This is a genomic window from Treponema phagedenis (assembly GCF_008153345.1).
In the GTDB taxonomy this organism is placed as follows: domain Bacteria; phylum Spirochaetota; class Spirochaetia; order Treponematales; family Treponemataceae; genus Treponema; species Treponema phagedenis.
Genome location: NZ_CP042818.1, coordinates 719,789 through 741,178 on the forward strand (window position 1 = coordinate 719,789; position 21,390 = coordinate 741,178).

14 protein-coding genes and 1 pseudogene are annotated in these 21,390 nt (G+C 37.0%); 10 read left to right on the top strand and 5 right to left on the bottom strand.

Features of this window, described 5'->3' with window-relative positions:
* Nucleotides 1–74 precede the first annotated feature (74 nt).
* The 4 genes from FUT79_RS14975 to FUT79_RS03150 all read left to right on the top strand — a co-directional run bounded on the left by FUT79_RS14975 (nt 75) and on the right by FUT79_RS03150 (nt 6,106).
* Complete coding sequence (locus FUT79_RS14975; protein WP_002699602.1) at nt 75–245, top strand: hypothetical protein; 171 nt, start codon at nt 75–77, stop codon at nt 243–245.
* Complete coding sequence (locus FUT79_RS03140) at nt 238–1,527, top strand: TIGR02679 domain-containing protein (protein ID WP_024752159.1); 1,290 nt, start codon at nt 238–240, stop codon at nt 1,525–1,527. Before FUT79_RS14975 ends, FUT79_RS03140 begins: the two co-directional genes overlap by 8 nt.
* 311 nt (nt 1,528–1,838) lie before the next feature.
* The gene (locus tag FUT79_RS03145; RefSeq protein ID WP_024752160.1) at nt 1,839–2,474 is read left to right on the top strand and encodes a hypothetical protein; all 636 of its coding nucleotides are present in this window, start codon (nt 1,839–1,841) and stop codon (nt 2,472–2,474) included.
* Nucleotides 2,471–6,106: an SIR2 family protein gene (locus tag FUT79_RS03150; protein WP_024752161.1), complete on the top strand. Its 3,636-nt coding sequence runs from the start codon at nt 2,471–2,473 to the stop codon at nt 6,104–6,106. Before FUT79_RS03145 ends, FUT79_RS03150 begins: the two co-directional genes overlap by 4 nt.
* Before the next feature lie 85 nt (nt 6,107–6,191).
* Here the strand turns inward: FUT79_RS03150 and FUT79_RS15260 are convergent, their stop codons facing one another.
* Both FUT79_RS15260 and FUT79_RS15875 read right to left on the bottom strand, forming a co-directional pair.
* Nucleotides 6,192–6,422 carry a hypothetical protein gene (locus FUT79_RS15260; RefSeq protein WP_148889243.1) on the bottom strand — a complete coding sequence of 77 codons (231 nt, stop codon included), beginning with the start codon at nt 6,420–6,422 and terminating at the stop codon, nt 6,192–6,194.
* Nucleotides 6,341–6,583, bottom strand: a complete 243-nt coding sequence (locus FUT79_RS15875) for a YqiA/YcfP family alpha/beta fold hydrolase (RefSeq protein WP_081718667.1) — start codon at nt 6,581–6,583, stop codon at nt 6,341–6,343. Before FUT79_RS15875 ends, FUT79_RS15260 begins: the two co-directional genes overlap by 82 nt.
* Nucleotides 6,584–6,643: 60 nt before the next feature.
* Here FUT79_RS15875 and FUT79_RS03165 point away from each other — a divergent pair, with 60 nt between their 5' ends.
* Together FUT79_RS03165 and FUT79_RS15460 are read left to right on the top strand one after the other, a co-directional pair.
* Nucleotides 6,644–7,840: an IS630 family transposase gene (locus FUT79_RS03165; RefSeq protein ID WP_024752162.1), complete on the top strand. Its 1,197-nt coding sequence runs from the start codon at nt 6,644–6,646 to the stop codon at nt 7,838–7,840.
* A gap of 140 nt (nt 7,841–7,980) precedes the next feature.
* Nucleotides 7,981–8,355 (top strand): hypothetical protein, encoded by a 375-nt coding sequence (locus FUT79_RS15460; RefSeq protein WP_244951128.1) that lies wholly within the window; start codon nt 7,981–7,983, stop codon nt 8,353–8,355.
* 70 nt (nt 8,356–8,425) lie between these two features.
* Here the strand turns inward: FUT79_RS15460 and FUT79_RS14980 are convergent.
* Nucleotides 8,426–10,542: pseudogene (locus tag FUT79_RS14980) on the bottom strand (methyl-accepting chemotaxis protein).
* Nucleotides 10,543–10,582: 40 nt separating this feature from the next.
* Nucleotides 10,583–12,679: a methyl-accepting chemotaxis protein gene (locus tag FUT79_RS03185; protein WP_148889244.1), complete on the bottom strand. Its 2,097-nt coding sequence runs from the start codon at nt 12,677–12,679 to the stop codon at nt 10,583–10,585.
* A gap of 568 nt (nt 12,680–13,247) precedes the next feature.
* Here FUT79_RS03185 and FUT79_RS14985 point away from each other — a divergent pair.
* Nucleotides 13,248–13,871: a hypothetical protein gene (locus tag FUT79_RS14985; RefSeq protein WP_024752165.1), complete on the top strand. Its 624-nt coding sequence runs from the start codon at nt 13,248–13,250 to the stop codon at nt 13,869–13,871.
* A gap of 479 nt (nt 13,872–14,350) precedes the next feature.
* Nucleotides 14,351–16,132 (top strand): flavocytochrome c, encoded by a 1,782-nt coding sequence (locus tag FUT79_RS03190; protein WP_024752166.1) that lies wholly within the window; start codon nt 14,351–14,353, stop codon nt 16,130–16,132.
* A gap of 113 nt (nt 16,133–16,245) precedes the next feature.
* Here FUT79_RS03190 and FUT79_RS03195 read toward each other — a convergent pair whose 3' ends face one another.
* Nucleotides 16,246–16,974 carry a biotin--[acetyl-CoA-carboxylase] ligase gene (locus tag FUT79_RS03195; protein WP_039943445.1) on the bottom strand — a complete coding sequence of 243 codons (729 nt, stop codon included), beginning with the start codon at nt 16,972–16,974 and terminating at the stop codon, nt 16,246–16,248.
* A gap of 304 nt (nt 16,975–17,278) precedes the next feature.
* On the opposite strand from FUT79_RS03195, the gene FUT79_RS03200 reads away from it, so the two are divergent.
* Both FUT79_RS03200 and FUT79_RS03215 read left to right on the top strand, forming a co-directional pair.
* Nucleotides 17,279–18,355, top strand: a complete 1,077-nt coding sequence (locus FUT79_RS03200) for an omptin family outer membrane protease (protein WP_148878575.1) — start codon at nt 17,279–17,281, stop codon at nt 18,353–18,355.
* Nucleotides 18,356–19,293: 938 nt separating this feature from the next.
* On the top strand, nt 19,294–21,345 hold the full coding sequence (locus tag FUT79_RS03215; protein ID WP_148889246.1) for a methyl-accepting chemotaxis protein: 2,052 nt from the start codon (nt 19,294–19,296) through the stop codon (nt 21,343–21,345).
* Nucleotides 21,346–21,390 lie beyond the last annotated feature (45 nt).

A 21,390-nucleotide genomic window follows, 5' to 3' on the forward strand; every position in this document is an offset into this window, starting at 1 on the left:
ATAATCACACTATCTTATTACAGGTGCTTGTATCGTGTAAACTGTTTAAAAATTTTATCTTAAGGGAGAGGTTTATGAAAAAAGCTGTAGGTATCTGTGTATGTTTGCTGCTATGCGGTGCGCTTTTTGCAAAAATACCGGTTATTGTAATTGACTCCGGACATGGCGGTAAGGATGCGGAAATCGGATCCGAAATAGAACCCGAAATTAGCAACGGAATAGAAACAGAAATCGCCTATGACTAAAAATGAAATAATAGCTTTTTTTAAAAGCCATACTGCCTATAAAAAGTTTTGCACAGATTGTGCGAAGAAGTATAAAAGCTACGGGAGCTTAACCGGAATTATTTCGTTGGAAAAATATACGGACGATGAAATTGCAGAGCTTTCTTCTTTTCTCGGGATTGCTGATTATCAGCTGCAAAAACGAAAACAGCTTTCGATAAAAAGATGGCTTAGTCAATACGCGAAGAGCAGTTTTGCTTCTATTCCTTTTGAGGAAATTATCAGCGAGGTAACGGGCGCACCGCTTTACAGTAACGAAGCAATTCGCAGCTTTGAGCAGCAAAAAGAAAAGACCTTTGTTGGTTTTATTGCAGCCCAATATCCCGCTCTTAATACTTTTATTAAAGATTCTCCTTTGCCGCGCGAGCTTTATCTTGCATATCATAAGCATGAATTAAAGGAGCAGGAGCTTGAGTGCTTAAACAGCGCACTCGAATTTCTTCCGTATAAAAAAAAGCAATACGCCTATTTGCCCGTGTTTTCAAATCAAATTACCGGAAACCCTCATTCGTTTGATCGGGGATCGCTTTTAGGTCAGTGGTTTGTGCGTCTGTTGTTTTTTGATTATGAACGAGCGAAAACCGCCGCCCCTGTTGCGCTCAGCAAAGCCGAAAAAGAACATCGGGTGCTGCAACATTACGGCATTCTTTTTGATGATATTTTTAATTTTGTTACCGTGAACGGCATGTACGGCTTTGCAAACGAAAAGCTTCATCCCGTGTGGAAGGCTGCTTGCGAAACCTGCACTGTGTGGAATGTTCCTTTAAAGCATATTGTCGAAATGGATAGGATAGAACCTGCTTTCGGCAATCGTTTTTGGATTGTCGAAAACTCAAGCTTGTATTCGCTTTTAATATCCGCCTTTCCTACGCTGCCCGCCGTTTGCAGCCATGGGCAATTTAAACAATCTTTTTGGCAGCTGATGGAAAAAGTCCCTGCAAGCATCACAGCTTTTTACACCGGCGACTTTGACCCTGAGGGGCTCATCATGGCGGACACTGTAAAACGGCGCTATCCTACCATAATTGATTTACACTTTATGAGTGCGGCTTATTACGCCCTTTCCAAACCTGCCGAAAAAATAGAATCACAACGCTTAAAAAAACTTGACCGAATGCAAACACCCATGTTGCAAGAAGCCGCCGCACAAATGCGAAAACAAGAGCGCTCCGGATACCAGGAAGCGCTGTTTGATGAGTATTGCAATTATTTGCATCACGAAAAATTGGTGAAGGGGTGTTAACGGAATCTCAGCATATTAGCAAATCGGAATATCTCTATATATCTTGATAGCGTCCAGCATGCTGCTATTTTTATTAACATAGTGCTTTGCCTGCGTTTATGCTGCATATGAAAGAGGCTGTCTACAGTCACATTATTGAAAGGGAACTACGATTGTCTATTTTGCGTTTGATCATATAAACTTACTGCAGTCTAATGGTGTTTGTAATGTTTTACATGAACTGAAAAAAATATTTATAATTGACAAGTCCCGTGTAGATAAATAGAATAAGTTATATAATATAAAAATCTTTTTAAGGAAAAAATAAAAATATGGCTAATTACACGTATGAAAAATTTGAAAATGATATTCGAGAGCTATTAGAGACCATAAAAAATAATGAGGATATGCATATCAAAATTAAAGGCGATGTTGAAAGTTTTTTCAAAAAAATACTAGATTATTACCCTTATGAAAAACTTAAGGAAGATATCCAATGTTGCGGTGCTAGTATAAAATGTGATAATGTATATGAAGAATTTAAAAAAAATGTTGAAAGTTCATTAAAGAACATAGCGTCTTCTAACTCGTATGACAAACTTAAAAAAAATTTTCAAGATCAATTAGCGAAAAAAACTAATGACAAGATGTATGAAGGACTTAAAAAGTATTTAGATGATTTAGACTACGACTGTCCTTATAATAAATTTAAACAAGATGTAAAAGTTTATTTTGATAGCATAAAATATGATTACATATATAATACTAAAAATTGTCTACACTGTAAGAAATACTTTTACGCATATAAAAAACTCAAAAGGAATACGTGTAAACATTTAGACAATATGCCGCCTGACGGGTCGTATGATGAGTTCAAAAGAGATATTAAAAGCTTCTTGGATGGTATAGTGGGTAATCAAATATATGAAAAACTTAAAAAAATATACAAAACCATTTTGATGATATGAACTATGTAGATCCGAACAACAAACTTAAAAAAGATATACAATGTTATTTAGACGACATAGAGAACGATCACACATATGAAAAACTAAAAAAATATATAAAAAAACATTTAGACACCATAATAGACGATTACACGTATGAAAAACTTGGAAATGATGTAGGAGAATGCCTGAAAACTATTATAGGTAAATTAAAAAAAGGGCAAATATCAGTAATGGTTGGTGCAGGGTTTAGCAAAAATGCCCATCCTGATTATCCGGATTGGGCGGAATTACTTGTTAGAGCTTATTGTGAAATCTACTCCATAGATGAAACAAACATTGGAAAAATTAAAAAGCAAAACATCAAAAATGAGATAAAAAAGGATCCATCAAGCATTGCGAAAAAATATATGAATTTCCATGGAAATCGAGAGGCTTTGGATATATACATAGAAGATGAATTGTCTAAACCAGAAAAAAATTCTAGTGGCCATCTTCGTCTCCATGAGGAATTATTATCATTGAATTGGAATGATGTAATAACAACTAATTGGGATAGCTTACTTGAAAGGGCAGATGATTCCGGTAATTATGAAATCGTAACCTCTGCAAAAAATTTAAAGTTAAGAAATCAAAAACGGATTATTAAAATCCACGGCTCTTTGCGTGATAGCTATAAGAGCGAGTACTCCTTTGATGATAACTTTGAATATCTATATGTAATCACACAGGATGATTTTGATAACTATCATAAAGAACATAGCGATTTTTCAAATTTTATGAAAGTAAAATTTTTGCAAGATTCCTTTTGTTTAATCGGTTTTTCCGGTGATGATCCTAACTTCAGATATTGGATTAAAGAATTGAAACGGACAATGACAAAAGGGGGGAATACTGCTAAACCGAACCCTATATTCCTTATTGACATTTCCAATGATAACCCAACTGCCGCAAAACTACAGTACTATAAAAACAACTATATAATTAGGCTTAGTTTAAATGATGCAGTAAATCACATCAGAAATAGTACCGGTGGGTCAATATCAAACAGCATTGGGGATGCGAACTTCGCCCCAAATATAAAGCTCGGTAATGATATCAAAGATAGGTTTCATGAATTTTTTGATTATTTAAAAGAACAAGCAAACCAATCTTTAAAACGTATAGAAAAAGACCCTAAAGAAAACATAAAAAGTAGGAATGTTTTTGATATGTTTATATTCCTCGATAAAATAACAGATACAGAAAGGATAAAAGGATACAATGACTTATCCTTATATCATTTTGATAATTTATTTTTTTCGATGTATTTGATTGCTAGCGCAAAATGTCTTTTTACTGATGATATTAAACAATGGTCAGGAACCGAGTATGATTTTATATACAAGGTATGTACAAATAATTATTATTCTCTGCTAAATCTTTACAATCCTGAGCAAATCGATAAAATTATTGAAGACTATCAAACAAGAATATTGCCCAAGAAACAAGAGATCTATTTTTCTCAGCTCATATTAAAATACTATCGTGAAACAGGTAATGACGAAAAATTTGATACATTTTATAAGGGTTTGTGTGAACAAGCCGCTGTTACAAAAAATATAGCGATGTATGAACAAGCGATTAAATTGTATTCAGATTTTGATAATAGAAAATTGCAAGAACATTTACAAGAATGGAAGCCTGAAGACGATGAGAAGCCGGACAGTATTTTTATCTTGAAAAAACTAACCTTATTAACCGCTTTTCATACTACTGCTTTTAATGACAGCGAGAAGAAATACGTTGATAAATTACTCACCATTGCAGAAAACCATTGCACCAATAAGCAAACTATGTTGTTTATTCTGTTATATCGCCGTTTACTATCTTTCCAATTTGGTTATTTGGAACCGAACAATATTATTCACAGTCAAATTGCGCAGTTAAAAAGTGACGGATTTAAGGAACCATTTGAGTATATAAATGAATTACTTAACGTAAAAGAACCGAAGAATATTAAACCGAATAGCGACAAACGTTATGCGCTATCTGAAACTGTTATTTCTTCATGGTCAAATGAAGATACTGAATTAATTAAAACGATTAGAATTATAAATTTTATTGAATATACCGGTATTCCGGCAGATTTTTGTATTAGTAAGTCTACAATTATTAATCTTGTTAGTTGGAACAAAGAAGACGAATGGTGCTTGCTACGGATATTTTTATTTTCACTTTTATATTATGGTAAATCCTTAAATGAAGAATTTTTACGATTTATTGTGCCGCGTATTTTGCGCTATGTAAGCATGGATGTACTTTTGCAAATATACAACAAAATATTCGATATTCTCAAATATACAATAAAGCATGGTAAAGGTGTAAAGACTTATATTTATATTATGACAGAAATTATTAAAAGGTTGCCCTCAAAAGAATGCACGGGTTATGTGGAATATATAATAACCGAAATAAAGAACAACAATGCAATAATTGTGTCGCTTATTATAAATGATGGGATATATGGCACCAAACGTCCCTTTTTAGAAGTTTTAAAACATATTTCAAAACATGATGACTATGAATATATTTTGAAATGGATTATGACTGAATCTTTAAAAGATGAACATGAGCTTGTAAAATCAAATAGTCAATCTACTTCAGTATTTATTAATTATTATATTCCGCTTATGATAGATAATAAATTTTGTGCAGAAAAAAATGAGCTATTTAAGTCTCCTGAAATAAAAGAAATGCTAAAAAAAGATATGAATTTAAGAAAAAAGCTTTCTTTATACGCATATGATTACATTGATGAAAATACTAAAAACGAACTTAATAGGTACCTTGAGAATAATTACACTTTGCAAATACATCCGTATTTTATAACTAAAATAAAGACAGAAAAAATAAAAGAAAAATGTTTAGAATTCCTAAAGAACTATAACATTTCTTCATCAAACTCCTATGAATATCCTTTAAATGATTATATAACTGCTCTTGTTCAGAGTAAACAACTAATGAAAGAAGATATGCAAGAAATTTATGATCTTGCTATGGATAAATACAGAGAATTAAAACGCTATGAAGATCGCTTAAAGTCGAATAGATTTATGCCGAATCGTTACGATTATCTCGTAGGCATGTTTTTTGCTATTGTAAGGCTAATGATAAACGAAGGAGGAATTATAACCGGAGATGATTATATCGAACTTGAAAATGAATATAAAAAGCAACGTGCTGACTTTTTTGAATTTAAATGGATTTTTGCTGAAGATACACAACAGTTTAAGAAATATTTTTTACATATGTTTTTTGTTTTTTCTTATCACTATAAGCTAATAGAAAACTTTGTACAAAAGATAAACGACTGTTTATCAAGGATACAAAGCCAGGATTCATCCGAATTCGAGGCACCGTTGGAGCAATTTATCAGCATGTACGACACAAATTACAATAATTCTAATTTTAAAGATGGAATGACAGACCGGATACTAATACGAATCCTTAAAAAGTTTAAAAGCAATATTGATTTTTGCTACGACGATTTATTTATAAAAGAACAAATGCAAAAACTCGCAAACTGTATGAACAACCATGGACACAGGGATGCTGCTATTGATTATTGGGTTGTCAGCAAAGATGTAAAGCCGGCAAATCAACAGCAGTGAGGGTTTATATCGATTGGCATCTTTAAAACCTTGCTTTGTTTTTAGAACTGCCCGATTGTTTTAGGAAGATACTTTTCTAAAACATCTACGGTAGGTTTATGTTCGCCGGAAAAATGTCAAAATGATTCCCAAACTGTGATGTAAAATATTCTACATATGAAAACAATATATCATCGTCTGCGAAAAGCCCGTAATAAGTATCCCCACCATTAATACTATGCGTGTAATGCTCTTCTATCGCTTTAAACTCTTCCAGTATTTCATGCGATACATCATCCATGAGACAGAGGGCAGTTCGAGATGCGGGTTTAAACACGGATTAATCAATATCTTCGGTACTTCATATAAAGATGCCGCCGCAAAAAATCCTCCTAATGAATGCCCTACAATTAAATCGATGTGTTCATTCTGTATGATGTGATTAATTTTATTTAGCGTTTTAGCAGGACTAGTATAGCGTTTTTCTGAAAAGTATATTGTATTTTTCTTTGGTTTGTGATACTATCTCAACAGCTTTTTATCACTAAGGAGTATTGCATGCCCAAACCGCCGAGTAAACTTGAACTAAATCCTGAAGAGCTCACGTACCTTGAATCACTTGTTCGTTTACGAACAATCCAAGCACAAACGCTTACGCGTGCACGAATACTTTTGCTTAAAAGCAAGGGGCTGTCCATTAAGGAAACAGCCGGCAAGGTAGGCTATACGTATAGAAGCGTTGCGCTCTGCCTTAAGAAATATAAGCAGGGCGGCGTAGAGCATGCTCTCACCGATGCACCCGGACGCGGAAACAATCCGGAAATTACCGATGAAGAGAAATCGTGGATTATAAATCTCGCTTGTCAAAAACCGACTACTTTTGGGTATGCTGCAGAAACATGGACTTACGCACTGTTAACAAAGCATATTAACACCACCGCTGAAAGTGCAGGATACCTACGGCTCGCTACTATCCATAAAACAACGGTATTTAAAATACTAACTGAAGCAGACATTAAACCTTACAAAATAGAATATTACTGTGAAAACAGAGACCCTGACTGTGATAGAAAAATGCACAATGTTTTACTCGTTTATAAGCAACTTGAACTTTATTTTGAGGAAAATAAGCCATTACAGACAGAAGAAGGGAAGAATATCCATGTTGTTTCGTATGATGAGAAGCCCGGCATACAAGCTATCGCGACGACAAGCGATGATTTACCTGCTGATGAAACCCATCAATGCATTCGCCGTGATTATGAATACAAACGGCTTGGCACGCTCTCACTTTTAGCAGGCATTGATTTACAGACGGGGGATGCCATTCCTCTTGTAAGCGACAGTCACACCAGTAAAGATTATGTGCAATTTCTTAAAATACTTGATGAACGATACCCGCAAGAAGATAAAATTAGAATCATTTTGGATAACTTAAAAGTACATACCTCCAAAGAAACCATTCGATATCTTTCAACGGTACCGGGAAGATTTGAGTTTGTGTTTACGCCAAAACATGGTTCTTGGTTAAATATGATTGAAGGATTTTTCAGCAAACTAACAAGACAACTGTTGCGGGGCATGAGAGTAAAATCAAAAACAGAGTTGGTTAATCGACTGTATAAATACTTTGACGAGATTAATGAAGAACCGGTCGTATTCCATTGGAAATACAATCTTGATGATCTCGATGTTTCTGAAGCGGTTATAACCGACGCTCTCAAATATGAACTTAATTACAAAACGTTATACTAGTATAACATTTTTTTAATAGGTCAATTATATTTTTTCACTACATCTTACCAAAACGTAAAAAATTTTATAAAAAGAGTTCGACACAACGGTTTAGTTTTTGACGTCCATGTCAAAAACTAAACCACGAGTTTTAAAAGCACTTGGAAAAAGTTTGTGCTTTTAAACATCGTTTCTGCGTGGAACCACTGCCATCCGTGGCAGTTCTGAGTTTTGCCGTCCATGGCAAAACCAAACCTGCGAGTTTAAAAGCTTCAATTTTACAAAACAGTGTTGATGCTTTTAAACATCGTTTCTGCATGGAACCACTGCCATCCGTGGCGGTTCTGAGTTTTGCCGTCCATGGCAAAACCAAACCTGCGAGTTTAAAAGCTTCAATTTTACAAAACAGTGTTGATGCTTTTAAACATCGCTTCTGCTTGGAACCACCGCCATCCGTGGCAGTTCTGAGTTCGACACGGCGCAACGGCGAGCAATTTACCATAGGAATGCTTAAATCTGCACTCCCTTATTGTTGATACTCCGATTTTTATAACAGGAAGTTAATTACAAAACATTATACGAGCTTAACTTGTCAATTCAGGTAATTTATACTTTAAATTTTAGTACCTCATTAGCTAAGCTTCCGATACACTCCTTGTTTTTTTGAGTCATTTTATTTACTTCCTGCACTGTACTGTTTATTTGTATAGCACCGGCAGCCATCTCGTTCATGCTGTCGGTAATAATACGAGTAAGCTCATTTAATTTTTGCATTTCTTGTGCTACACCTTCTCCTCCCCTACGCATTTCATTCGAGCCGGTGTTCACTTCCACAGCAACATCGCTAATATCTTTGATAGCCATTAGTACTTCCTTACTACCATGCTCTTGCTCCTTCATTGCCTCCATAAGACGGTTGCTTGTATTGTTTACTTCGCCGGACAAATCAAAAATAGTATTAAACTTTTCTTCGACTGTTTTTGAAGAAGCTGATAAATTTTCTATTTCACCGGAAAGCATTTTGAGCGTCGCAGTAATGCCTTTGCCCTGCGTGCTTGATTCCTCTGCAAGCTTTCTAATTTCATCAGCAACAACGGCAAAACCTTTTCCTGCTTCACCTGCGTGAGCGGCTTCAATTGCGGCATTCATTGCAAGCAAGTTTGTCTGGCTTGCAATGTGCTGGATAACAGCGCTTGCTTCTAACAGACCACCCGATTCCTCTGCAATTTTTTGTGTTATCGTGTTTGATGCAGCGATGGAGTGTTTTCCCTCGGCAGTAGCAGATGCAAGGTCTTTAATAGCAATGTTTGCTTTTTCAAGTGCATTGGTGATGGAACCGATATTTGCAACCATTTGCTCTATTGCAGAGGAAGAGCGTGCTACACTTGCTGTCTGTGATTCAATACTCGCATCAAGTTGCTTGATAGTGCGGATAATTTGTTCTATAGCCGCAGCGGTTTCGGTAACGCTTGTTGCCTGCGTTAAAGCTTGTTGCTTTACACTGTTAATGTGTGAATTAATTTGATGTACTGCGCTTGCCGTTTTTGTCATGTTGGAAGAAAGTTCGTCGCCGATTCCCTGCATGATATTTGTTTCTTCTGAAACTTGTTTAATTGATACACCGATTTTTTCAATTGTTTCGTTAAAATAGCGGGAAAGCTCGGTTACTTCATCATTACCCATTACCGGAAGGCGGACAGTAAGGTCTCCCTCGCCTTGTGAAATTTCCTGCAGCGCTTTTGCAGTATGCCTAATCGGCAGCGCAATCCTACTGGTAGTAAAATATACAATAATAAGAACCGCAATTAAAATAATCAAAGCTGTGATAACAACGCTTATTACCATATCATCTATGCTGCCTAAAAATTCATTTGTGGGTGCATAAATAGTTACTGTCCAGCCGTTTTTCATTTTTGCAAAGGCGACAACTTTTTCTATGTTATCGTATGTATATCGGCCAGTACCGGCTGTTTTCGAGGCAACAGCCCTTGCTTCAAACTCGCCGCACGACTTGAGTGAAGTATCTGTTTTAGCTTCTTCTGCCGTGTTTCCAAGCCGCTTTACTAAATTGTGGTCAGGATCGGCAATGGTTACCCCCGTTCTTCCAAGTATTGTGCAGCCACCTGTTTTGCCAACGACGATGTCAGTAATTTGGTCGGAAAGCCAAAAGGCATCAATATCGCACATCATCACGGAAATGACATTGCCCTGTAAATCTTTTATGGGATAGAACAGGTGATGAGCAGCTTATCTTCAGTTGCTGAAATATAGGGTTCACTGATAAAAGGTTTCCCATCTTTTGCACTTTGAAACCAACCCCTCTGTGCGAGCATCTCGGTGCTGCCATCGGAACCGTAATAGAAGCCGCTTGTATCGCAGATGGCAAGTTCATAAATATTTTTGTTTGACTTTGCTTCTTTTGCCAAATACTGTGTTTTTTCAAAATAGGAATTTTGATCGTTGTGCAAAAAGTCATTGCGCGAAACACAATCTAAAAAGGTGAAAAATATGGTAATGCGTTCATCTAAAATAGTTGCGGTGTCGGTAGCCTTGTTGACAAGTTCTGATCTAACTTTTTCCAAGACAGCCATGCGTGCACGGCGCAGCGCAAGTAGGCTTAAAAGCAATAAAGAAACAACAAGCAATGTGCCGAATATCCACATCATCCTCCTCCTTCTGATTGAAAAGCGTCTTGTTATTTTTGTCTTGTCATTGTTTGTCATAATTTCTCCTAGTAAAAAACTTTTTAAGGGATTTTAGTGACTATACCTTAAACTTTTTTACTTCATTGGCTAAGTTTCCAATGCTTTCTTTGTTGTGTTGCGTTATTTCGTTTACATTCTGCACCGCATTGTTTATTTGCGCAACACCGGAAGCCATCTCATTCATGCTGTCAGTGATAACGCGGGTAAGTTCGTCTAGTTTTTGCATTTCCTTTGCAACGCTTTCCCCTCCTGTAAGCATTTCGTTGGAGCCGTCTTTAACTTGTATTGTAACGTTATTAATTTCTCTAATTGCACTTAATACTTCGGTACCGCCGTGTTTTTGCTCCTGCATAGCCCTATCTATTTGCTCTACATGGTTTAAGGCTTTTTTTGCAAGTATTACAACTTCATTAAATACGTTTTCTGCGGCTTTACTGGATGTTGTAAGACTTTCTATAATCTGAGTGGATTCTTTAATCATTGCAGCAATTCCTTTACCCTGCGTATTGGATTCTTCGGCGAGTTTTCGAATTTCATCGGCAACAACTGCAAAGCCCTTTCCGGAGTCTCCGGCATGGGCGGCTTCGATTGCCGCATTCATTGCTAAAAGGTTTGTTTGGCTTGCAATATGCTGAATAATTTGGCTTGCTTCCATCAGCGTGCCGGATTTTTCTGATATTTTTACGACATCTGCATTTGCCAAAGCTGCACCTTTTTTGCCGCGTATAATTTGCTTATCAAGGTCGGCCATAACGGCTCTGTTTTCTTCAAGCATTTTTCCGATAGAGTTTATATTCGCAACCATTTGTTCAATCGAAGACGTAGATTGTATTACGCTTGTTGCTTGGGTTTCAATACTATTGTTGAGCTGTTTGATGGTTCTTACAATTTCTTCAACAGTTGCGGCAGTTTCGGTAACGCTTGCAGCTTGATTAAGCGCTTGTTGTTTTACACCGTTAATGTTTGCGGTAATTTGGTGTACGGCACTGGCGGTTTCCGTCATGTTTGTTGAAAGCTCGGCACCGATATTTTGCATGACATTTGTACTTCCTGCAACCTGTTTAATTGATTCTGCAATTTTTTTAATCGTTTGGTTAAAGTAATTTGCAAGGTCTGTTATTTCATCATTGCCGGTAACAGGCAGGCTCACTGTTAAATCTCCATCTCCTTCTGCTATATCTTTTAAAGCTTTTGATACCTTTTTAAGTGATTTACCGATGCGCACTGATACAATAGATATTATCACTGAAAGGATAATCATAGCGATAATAAAACGAGTAAAGATAAACAAGGTTATTTTCCTGTTTGTTTGTATTCTTTCTATTTGAGGTTCCAGAACTACAAAATTAAGTTTCATAAAATCATTATTCGACATGCTCGTATCAATCATAAAGGGCTGCTTATTTATGACAGCGGAGATTCTGTTTTTTTCACCAGCAGTATAATTTGCAAGTTCAGGAATGCCTATTTCTTTTATGTCCTTGAATATATTTTCAGGAAATATTGTGTTTACCAATACAAAACCTGACACATCTGTTAGGATAATATCCTGACGCGTTTTTTTTGCTATAGCTGTTACCAAATTCAAAAGCTCCGTTAAATCACCGGCGCACGAAATAACTCCTTTAAGCGTTCCGTCAGGATAATGTACTGTTGACACTACGGAATAATTAATTGTGTTATAAGTCGTTTTATGAGCGTCGGTAAAAACAATTTTGTTGGGATTTTTTATAGCAAGCTCATACCACGAACGGGTGCGGGGATCATATTTATTTTTTTTAGACTCGGCAGGAAAGGCTACAAAGCCGCCGTTTGACTTAAGTGCAAAGCCTGCATTTGCAAGAGCAGGAGAATGTTCAACAAAATGCTTAAAAAAAGAAAACACTTCATTTTCATATCCGCCCTTTACTTCGGGCTCCATTTTGTTTTTTCCGCTTGGGTCGTCTTTGTTTATGTACGAAGTGATATCTTGTGACGAATTTTGCAGCAAAGGATTTTCTGCAATATATTGGACGCTATTTTTTACGTTGGAAAAATATGTCTGCAATGTTGTATCAATAAGCATGATTGTCTCTTGTAAGCTCTTCTTATCGAAATCCGACATAATGGTATTAAACCTAAAATTAAGTTCTATTCCTAAAATAATGAGCCACACAAGCGGCAATCCTAAAGAAAAAATTAATAATCTGAAAGTAATTGAAAATCTCTTTCTATTATCTATTTTTCGGGGGGGGGGGAGGAGTAATAAATCCTATTTTGTTGTTCATGTAAAGCACCTCCTATATTGGGTTTTCGATAAATATACATTATATTTAAAAAAAAGTAAAGAGGGGCATCTTTTTACATGACAAGAGCATGAAGAATATCCCAAGGTGCGGATATATTTATTCCGATACTAATGCCTCATAAAATGCAATAAACTATATCAAATCTAAATTTGGTAAAAATCTTACTTAGATTTTTATACATTGAGATAAATTTTAAAGGCTCTTATATTGAAATCCGGTGCAACCCATTCGTAATTGAGTCAAATTCCTGCTTAAATGATAAAAATAAATTTTTCGTGCTCTTGCCCTGTAACCAGGGAAACAAAAGGAGATAATAAAAAGAAAAATATTTTTGGCGTGCCCCGCAGTGCAACGTTTTTTTTACACTGATACTTCAAAACGCCGCACTGCGGGTCGGGCTTTCCGCTTGTAGTTTTTTGCCGCTTCTGAATATCCGTGGCAACGTTATTCCGCTATTCGCTCCATAAGTTGCTACTGCAAAACTCGAGCGGCAAAAAAGCTACCGCTGCAATCCCTCACGCAGGCGAAGCCTTACAAACAATCTTGCTTCGCCTCCAACTTTTGCCATGGACGGCAAAACCAGAACTGCCACGGATGGCAGTGGTTCCAAACAGCCGCGACGTTTTAAACCAAGACTATTTGCAAAGCTTTAAAACTTGCAGGTTTGGTTTTGACATGGACGTCAAAAACTCAGAACCGCCACGGATGGCGGTGGTTCTAAACAGAATTGAGTTTGAAAACTACCACAGCTATATAAACAGGAGTTTTCAAACTCATAGGTTTCATTTTGACACGGACGTCAAAATGAAACCGTTGTGTCGAACTCTTTTTTATAAAACTTTTTACGTTTTGGTAGGATGTATTAAAAAACGGATCGACTTATTAAAAAAACGTTATACTAAGAAGTCTTTAAAAGACTCACCAGTTTTTTTGCAGATACGGAAGATGCATAAGAAAATATTAGGCATACATATTTTAAAGAATAAAAATCGTTTATTCTCGGCTGTGCGTGCGAGTTTGTTTTTTTCTGCTTCTTTTTGCAATTTTTCGGACATGTAAAACAGCTCCGTTTCGCAGTGAAAATGGCCATGAATATATCTTTATGAAACCACATGCAAATTCTATTAGTGTTTGATTTTTGCCATCCGGCTAAAATCTCTATTTTTAACCGGTTTAAACTTTCCGAACTTCGATTGTTTTTTTGCAATGTATGTTCTGTAAAAATATCTGCTTAAAACTTATATATTTTTTTTAAAATGTGTAACCTTTTCTTTGATTGCTGTTTTTATTAGTGTATGTTGCGATACGAAAACTAAGTATACAATATACCTCCTTTGCAGTTGCCTGACAGGATTTTTTCTCCTCCTTTTGCCTGTCAGGTATTTTTAAGAATAGTTTTGCGGCTGAAGGTTCCTTTACTTCAGCCGCTTTTTTTTCGGTGCGTGTATTCATGCTTTGCTATTAACTATTGACTGCTACCCCTTATTAATGTTAAATGATAATTAGATAAATATTAAGCGATAACGAGGAAAGATGTTATGAAAAAATTTGCTACAGTTTTATTGGGTGTTATGCTGATTATCGGCTTTAGCGGCTGCAGTCAAAAAGAAAGCGGCGAAAGTACCGGCGGAATAAAAAACGGAACGTACACTTCTACCGTTAAAGGAAATAATGCTGAAATTACTTTAGAGGTTCAGGTTAAAGATTCAAAGATTGAATCTGCGAAAGTAACAAACCATAGCGAAACGCCGGTTTTAAGTGACGGGGCTATTAATGATATCCCCGCTCAAGTGGTTGAAACTCAGAGTTTGGCAATAGATACCATTAGCGGCGCCACTGTTTCAAGCACTGCAGTGCTCTTAGGTATTGAAAATTGTTTAACCGAAGCGGGTTTTTCGATTGATGATTTAAAAGCGAAGAAGGGCGAAATCAAAAAAGAAGAAGATAAAACAATTGATACCGATGTTTTGGTTATCGGTGCGGGCGGAGCAGGTTTGAGCGCCGCAGTAACCGCAAATCAAGAGGGGGCTAAAGTTGTGGTGGTCGAAAAAATGCCGAAAGTCGGCGGTAACACAATTTTAGCGGGAGGCGCGCTTAATGCGGTTGATGAGGGAAGCGAGACTGCCAAAAAGCATAAAGACTCGGTTGAGCTGCATTTTAAACAAACCTATGAGGGCGGAAATAAAAAGGGTGATCCTAAATTAGTCCGCATTTTAGTTAATAATGCCTATAGTGCAATCAAGTGGCTAAAAGATTTAGGCATGGAATTCAAACCGGACACTTTTACAGTTTTAGGCGGGTTATGGCCAAGAGCACATAAGCCAGTTGAACCGGTAGGAACAGGATTCTTTAAAACATTTAACAATTACATTACCACACATGAAAATATCGAAGTTTTGCTCGAGACAAAAGCGGAAGAATTAATTATTACCGATGGTGTAGTAAAGGGCATTATTGCAAGCGGAAAAACAGGGAATAAAATTACTATCAATGCAAAAAATGTTATTATCGCAACCGGCGGATTTAGCAAGAATATTGAAATGAGGCAAAAGTATAACACGCTTTGGGAAAACTTAGGCGAGAACATTAAGTCAACTAACCACCCAGGCGCAACGGGCGATGGCATCACTTTAGGGTTGCAAGCTAATGCCGACTTAGTCGGTATGGAATATATTCAATTATTACCGATGGGGGATCCGAAAACCGGAAGCCTAAGCGGCAATATTGAGATGGCAGTTGAAAACCGAATCTTTGTAAACAAAGAAGGAAAGAGGTTTGTTGATGAAGGTGCACGGCGAGATGTGATGACTGCCGCTTTAATGCAACAACAGGACTCTCAATTATGGGTTATTGTTGACAGTCACGATTATCCTACCGGAGAAGAAGTAAATAATTTTAATGAAAAACTAAATGATTTAATTAAAGAAGGGCGTGCATTCAAAGGTGATTCTTTAAATGACTTAGCGAAGGCAATCAACGTCAATCCTGAAAATTTAAATAAGGCTGTTGAAAGTTTTAATAAATTTGTGAGGGGCGAAATTAAAGATGAATTTGGCAGAACATTAAAAGACAGAGAAATAAATAAAGGGCCTTTTTATGCGGCTCTTAGAGTTCCAACTGTTCATCACACAATGGGCGGATTAAAAATAAATGAAAACGCTGAAGTAATTGACAAAAACGGTAATGTAATAAATCATTTATATGCAGCCGGTGAAGTTACTGGCGGAATACACGGTGAGAATAGATTAGGCGGGAATGCTCTTGCTGATATTATCGTGTTCGGCAGAATTGCCGGTAAAAATGCGGCAGCAAATAAATAAACATAAGAGTTTCTTTTATTAACTATGCTTAAAAAGCGGCTGAAGGATTCCTTTAACTTCAGCCGCTTTTTTTTTGCTTATCCCGTGTTTTCGCAAACAGCAATGTAAGCCGGTTATAAAATAAGCTCCCCCGACCAGAAGTTTTTTATCTTTGTTCCGATTTGGATTTGGAGTGCTCCTTCGGGGCTAAAGCCTTTTAAAATGCCTTGTATTTTGTTTGCAGGGTTGGTTCCTTCTATAAAATATACCGGACAGTTTTTTTTCCAGAGTTTTTCTTCAATTTTTTGCATTGCCGCATTATCTGTCAAACAAGCTTTTGCAGATGATAAAAAAATCGGTACAAAGTCCTGCGGAGCCGGGCAGGCTTCCGTCCCGATTACTGAGGCAAGCGAGGTTGCCGATTTAAGGTGTTGGGGGAACTCGGTTTGTAAAAGATTGCAGCCTATGCCGGCAAACAAAACGGTATCGGTTGCTTCGCAAAGTATTCCACAGGTTTTCTTTCCGTCAATCAGAATATCGTTCGGCCATTTTATGGTTGTTTTTTTATCGGCCGGTAAAAACTTATCGAGCGCAAGGGCAACGGCAAGTCCGATTTTCAAGGTAAAAGCTTGCGGAATTGCTCTGCGCAAAATCAGAGTGCAAAGTAAATTCTTGTTTTTTTCTCCAAGCCACACTCTGCCGGCTAAACGCCCTCTACCACTATTTTGCATACCGGCAAAAATAAGAGTGCCGTCAGGGCAGTTGCTCTTTGCCAATTCCCGCGCATCATTCATTGTACTGCTTGTTTCTTCTTTATAATAAACCGGCGCAGAAAAGGCATTCAGCAAATTCATAGTAATCATAAGTGTATACTATCATAAGTTTTCTGTTTATGAAAAGGCGAGAACCCCACACTATACTATTTTACGTATGGCTAAAAGATTTTCGTGTAAACTATTGTAGCGTTTTGTAATTAACTTCCTGTTATAAAAATCGGGGTATCAACAATAAGGGACTGCGGATTTAAGCATTCCTATGGTAAATTGCTCACCGTTGCGCCGTGTCGATCTCTTTGTATACAAAAAAGTACAGACTCTTTCGCGTACGTAAATCTTTTACGTCTGTCTTCTTGTGTAAGATTTTGTCTGCGGCTATACTGATTACATTATGCAAAAGCGAAATTTGCCTGTGATTGTTTTTCTTTTTTTTCTGACAATGAATGAGGTTCCTGCACAGGACTTGGACGTTGTGCAAAAACTACGGGAAAGTTTTCCTATTTCAGTCCGGTATCAAAAAGATGAAAATGAAAAAAAACTGGAAGGGGAGTTGGGGGGCGGGATTGATTTCGGGTTTGGAAGAACACGGGAATATGTTTTTAATAATACTTTTGGATTTTATCCTAAACAACTGCTAAGTTTGTTGAACTGGCCTATTGAAAACGAAGTAAATTTCTTTCTTTTGCTCAAGCTAAAAACAAAATACGGACTTGTTATTCAGGGAAGGTTTGGCGCGGGAGTGCCGCATAAGAGCGGAAACATAGAAGATTTTGACTGGCTGAATGTCCAAATAAATCCTTCTCGCAGAGAGTTGACAAATTATTCGGAGCATGAGAATTTTTCCGCGTATAATTTTTATGCAAACATTTGTTTTTCCAAACAATTTTTAATGCCTCAATCGAAGGCTATGAAAAAAAAGAATGTTTTTCTTTTTATCGCGCCGATGCTTCGACTGGACTATGTGCAACATCAATGGGAATCAAAAAACGGGTATATACAATATTCTGCCAAAGGAAAATACGGTGATTATGAAGCGCTCTCCTCCTTTGTGCCTAAAATTGTATTGCATGGAAAAGCTATTGACTATGCACAAAGAATTTTGATGCCGGCAATCGGACTAGAGATACTTTTAAAAGCACCACGAGGTTTTGAGATTAGTTTTGAATGTAGCGGAGCGCCGGCTCTTTATGCGAATTGTTTGGATATTCACTGGGCGCGAGATCTAATTTTTAATGACATCATGAAAAGCGGTTGGAATATTTCCGCCTGTATGCGGATGTGCAAAAAACTACCGCATGCGCTTGTTGTATTCGGAGAAACAAAAATAGCCTTTGCATCAGGTAAGAACGGAGTTACCTATTGTAAACAACAAGAAGGTTTCTTTCTTTTACCGTCTATATCGGGTACCGATTTTTTATACGGCGGAATATCCTTTGGACTCATGTATCATTTTGAAACAAAGCACTGAAAAAACACGGCTATTCCGATAGCGGTTCTTTGCTAATTCCATGCGCTTTTAATGCATCTTATGTAAATCGTAAACAATTTTATAAAAAGGAGCCCCTGTTTAGTTTTTGACATCCTTGTCAAAACCAAACCTGCGAGTTTGAAAACTTCAATTTTACACTTTTGTGTTGATGCTTTAAAACGTCGCTTCTGTTTGGAACCACGGGCGTCTGTGCCCGTTCTGAGTTTTGCCGTCCATGGCAAAATGAAACCTTGCGAGTTTTAAAGCTTTGCAAATAGTTTTGCTTTAAAACATCGTTTTTGCATTGATGACGGCGGTTCAACCAGAGCACATTGAATCAATATCCTAAATAATCAGGTTAGGAAAGTAGTGTAACGTTTTGTAATTAAGTTCCGGTTATACAAATTGGCGCACTAACAATGAGGGAGTGCAGATTTAAGCATTCCTATGGTAAATTGCTCGCCGTTGCGCCGTGTCGAACTTTTTTTTATAAAATTTTTTACGTTTTTGGTAAGATGTATTAAAAAAACGTTATAGTAGGTATCGGCTTTAGCAATAAAAGTAATGTCCCTGACGGAGCCGTATCTGTTATGGATTTTGCGGGAGATTATACGCCTCATTAAAAAAAGATTAAGTTTTTTTATAGATTTCAATAGTATATATATTTTTGTGTTATTTTTTTGTTAGTTTATTGTTTTTTATAATGATTTGAACTATTGTTATTAGATAAAGATACTGTAAGGCATCTGCAAACAATTTGGATATCTTTTAAAGATGCTCAACGTATTATTGTACGTCTTTATATTTCTTATATATGGTAAAGACTCACAAAAACATTGCAAAAGAATCTAAGAAAAACCTCTAAAAATTGATGTTTTTAGAGTGCCCCTATACGTAATAATTGGTATCGAGCTTCATGTCTTTATTAGGAGGAGAATATGAAAATCAGAGCTAAAATGATCACCGCAATTATATTGCCGCTTGCAATTGCCTTAGCTATCATTGCTACTGCTATTCATATAAAAGTTTCGGGTTTTATTGAAGAAGGAATTAAACGCGAAATAAAAAATTTAGGCAGCTATTACGCCAGAGAAGTTCAAGCGTACATGCAAACAAAAATAGTACTTCTGAAGACTCTTTCTTCTATGTGGAAAGAGTCATTTCCGACAAAAGAAGTAGTGTACAAAAATGTGGTGGCGCTTACCGAGGCAAACTCGGACATCGATGATATTTTTTTTGGCTATGAAAACGACGGAAGTTTTGCCGATGGAGCAAAGTGGGTTGCGGATAGTTCTTATGATTCCCGTGTAAAATCCTGGTACAAAGCGGCACGAAATAAAAACGGTATTGCATTTTCTGAAATCTATTTGCGAGCATTTGACCATAAAAATGTTATAAGCATCAGTATTCCTGTTGGAAGTTACGGTGTTCTCGGTTTGGATGCGCCGCTGAGCGCTTTGACACAAAAGGTCGCCGATATACAACTTTTTGAAAGCGGTTATGCTTTCATTGTGGATGAAGACGGCGATTTTGTTGCTTCCGAAGGGTATCAAACAAGCGAGAATATCTTTGAAGTGGAAAACAAGCGCCTTGAAGAGCTTGGACAAAAAGCTTTAAAGGATAAAATTGCATTTAGTTATGTTTCGGTTGGCGGAGTAAACTCTTTTTGTTTTGCCACGCCTATTGAAGGCACAAATTGGCGTCTCCTTATGACGGCGCCCATACATGAGGCATTCAAAGAAGTTAAAACTTTTTCAATATTTATTACCGTATCCATTATTATTGTGGCGCTGCTTTTAACCGGTATACTTATTGTTCTTGTCCGCGGGATTTTAGCACCGATAAAAAAGACCGTTCATGCATTAAAAAATATTTCGGAAGGAGATGGAGACCTTAGACTCAGTTTGAACGTTCGCGGCAATGATGAGACAACAGAAATTGCCCGATATTTTAATAAAACAATTGAAAAAATACGAACATTTATTGAAGCAATCGGTAATAATACCGGCTCCATGCAAGAAACCGGTGAAATACTGTCGAAAAATGTATCGGATACTTCTGTTGTTATTAAACAAATTTCCGCATCGATCCAGAGTGTAAAAGATAAAACCGTAAATCAATCGGCAAGTGTAAGCGAAACCGCTTCTACGATTGAACAGATGGTAAAAACAATAGAAACTTTAAATCATTTTATTGATAGCCAAGCACAAAACGTAGCACAATCATGTATTTCGGTTGAGCAAATGGTTGATAATATACGATCGGTTACCACTATCCTTGAAGAAAACCTCGTAACAATAGCAGCCCTTGAAACAGAGGCGGAAACCGCAAAAGCCGCTACAAATCAAGCGGCAATTATCACGCAGGATGTAAATGAACAGTCAGAAGGGCTTTTAGAGGCAAGCAGAATTATACAGAATATAGCGTCTCAAACGAATTTGCTTGCGATGAATGCCGCTATTGAGGCTGCTCATGCGGGAACAGCCGGCAAAGGATTTGCCGTTGTAGCTGACGAAATCAGAAAATTAGCGGAAGAATCCGGAGAGCAGGGTAAGTCTATCGCAAAGACATTGAAAAAAGTAAAAGAGCGAATAGATGAATCCGCTTCCGCAATGACAATAGTCGAAAAAGTTTTTAATGAGATATCGCGACTTAGCGGACAAGTTACCACTCATGAGGATACCCTCCTTAATGCAATGCACGAGCAATCATCGGGAAGTGAGCAAATTCTCAAAGCTATGACGGATATTTCCAATATTACAACAGAGGTTAGGCAAGGCTCTTCAGAAATGCTTACCGGCAGCCGGCAAATATCAGATGAAATGCAAAAACTTACCGCTCTTACGGTTGATATTGCCGGTAGTATGAATGAAATGTTTGACGGTACTTTGCAAATTACCGCTGCCGCCGAACAGAACTCGGAAATAAGTGTGCTGAATCAAGAGAAGATAAAAAATCTATTTGAAGAAATACATCACTTTAAAGTGTAACAAATAGATCCGATATAATAAGAGTATACTCAATAAAATACTTAA

Excerpts from the sequence above, each read along its gene's own strand:
- FUT79_RS14975 (WP_002699602.1), top strand. The coding sequence starts at position 75 with ATGAAAAAAGCTGTAGGTATCTGTGTATGTTTGCTGCTATGCGGTGCG.
- FUT79_RS03140 (WP_024752159.1), top strand. The coding sequence starts at position 238 with ATGACTAAAAATGAAATAATAGCTTTTTTTAAAAGCCATACTGCCTAT.
- FUT79_RS03145 (WP_024752160.1), top strand. The coding sequence starts at position 1,839 with ATGGCTAATTACACGTATGAAAAATTTGAAAATGATATTCGAGAGCTA.
- FUT79_RS03150 (WP_024752161.1), top strand. The coding sequence starts at position 2,471 with ATGAACTATGTAGATCCGAACAACAAACTTAAAAAAGATATACAATGT.
- FUT79_RS03165 (WP_024752162.1), top strand. The coding sequence starts at position 6,644 with ATGCCCAAACCGCCGAGTAAACTTGAACTAAATCCTGAAGAGCTCACG.
- FUT79_RS03190 (WP_024752166.1), top strand. The coding sequence starts at position 14,351 with ATGAAAAAATTTGCTACAGTTTTATTGGGTGTTATGCTGATTATCGGC.
- FUT79_RS03195 (WP_039943445.1), bottom strand. The coding sequence starts at position 16,974 with ATGATTACTATGAATTTGCTGAATGCCTTTTCTGCGCCGGTTTATTAT.
- FUT79_RS03200 (WP_148878575.1), top strand. The coding sequence starts at position 17,279 with ATGCAAAAGCGAAATTTGCCTGTGATTGTTTTTCTTTTTTTTCTGACA.
- FUT79_RS03215 (WP_148889246.1), top strand. The coding sequence starts at position 19,294 with ATGAAAATCAGAGCTAAAATGATCACCGCAATTATATTGCCGCTTGCA.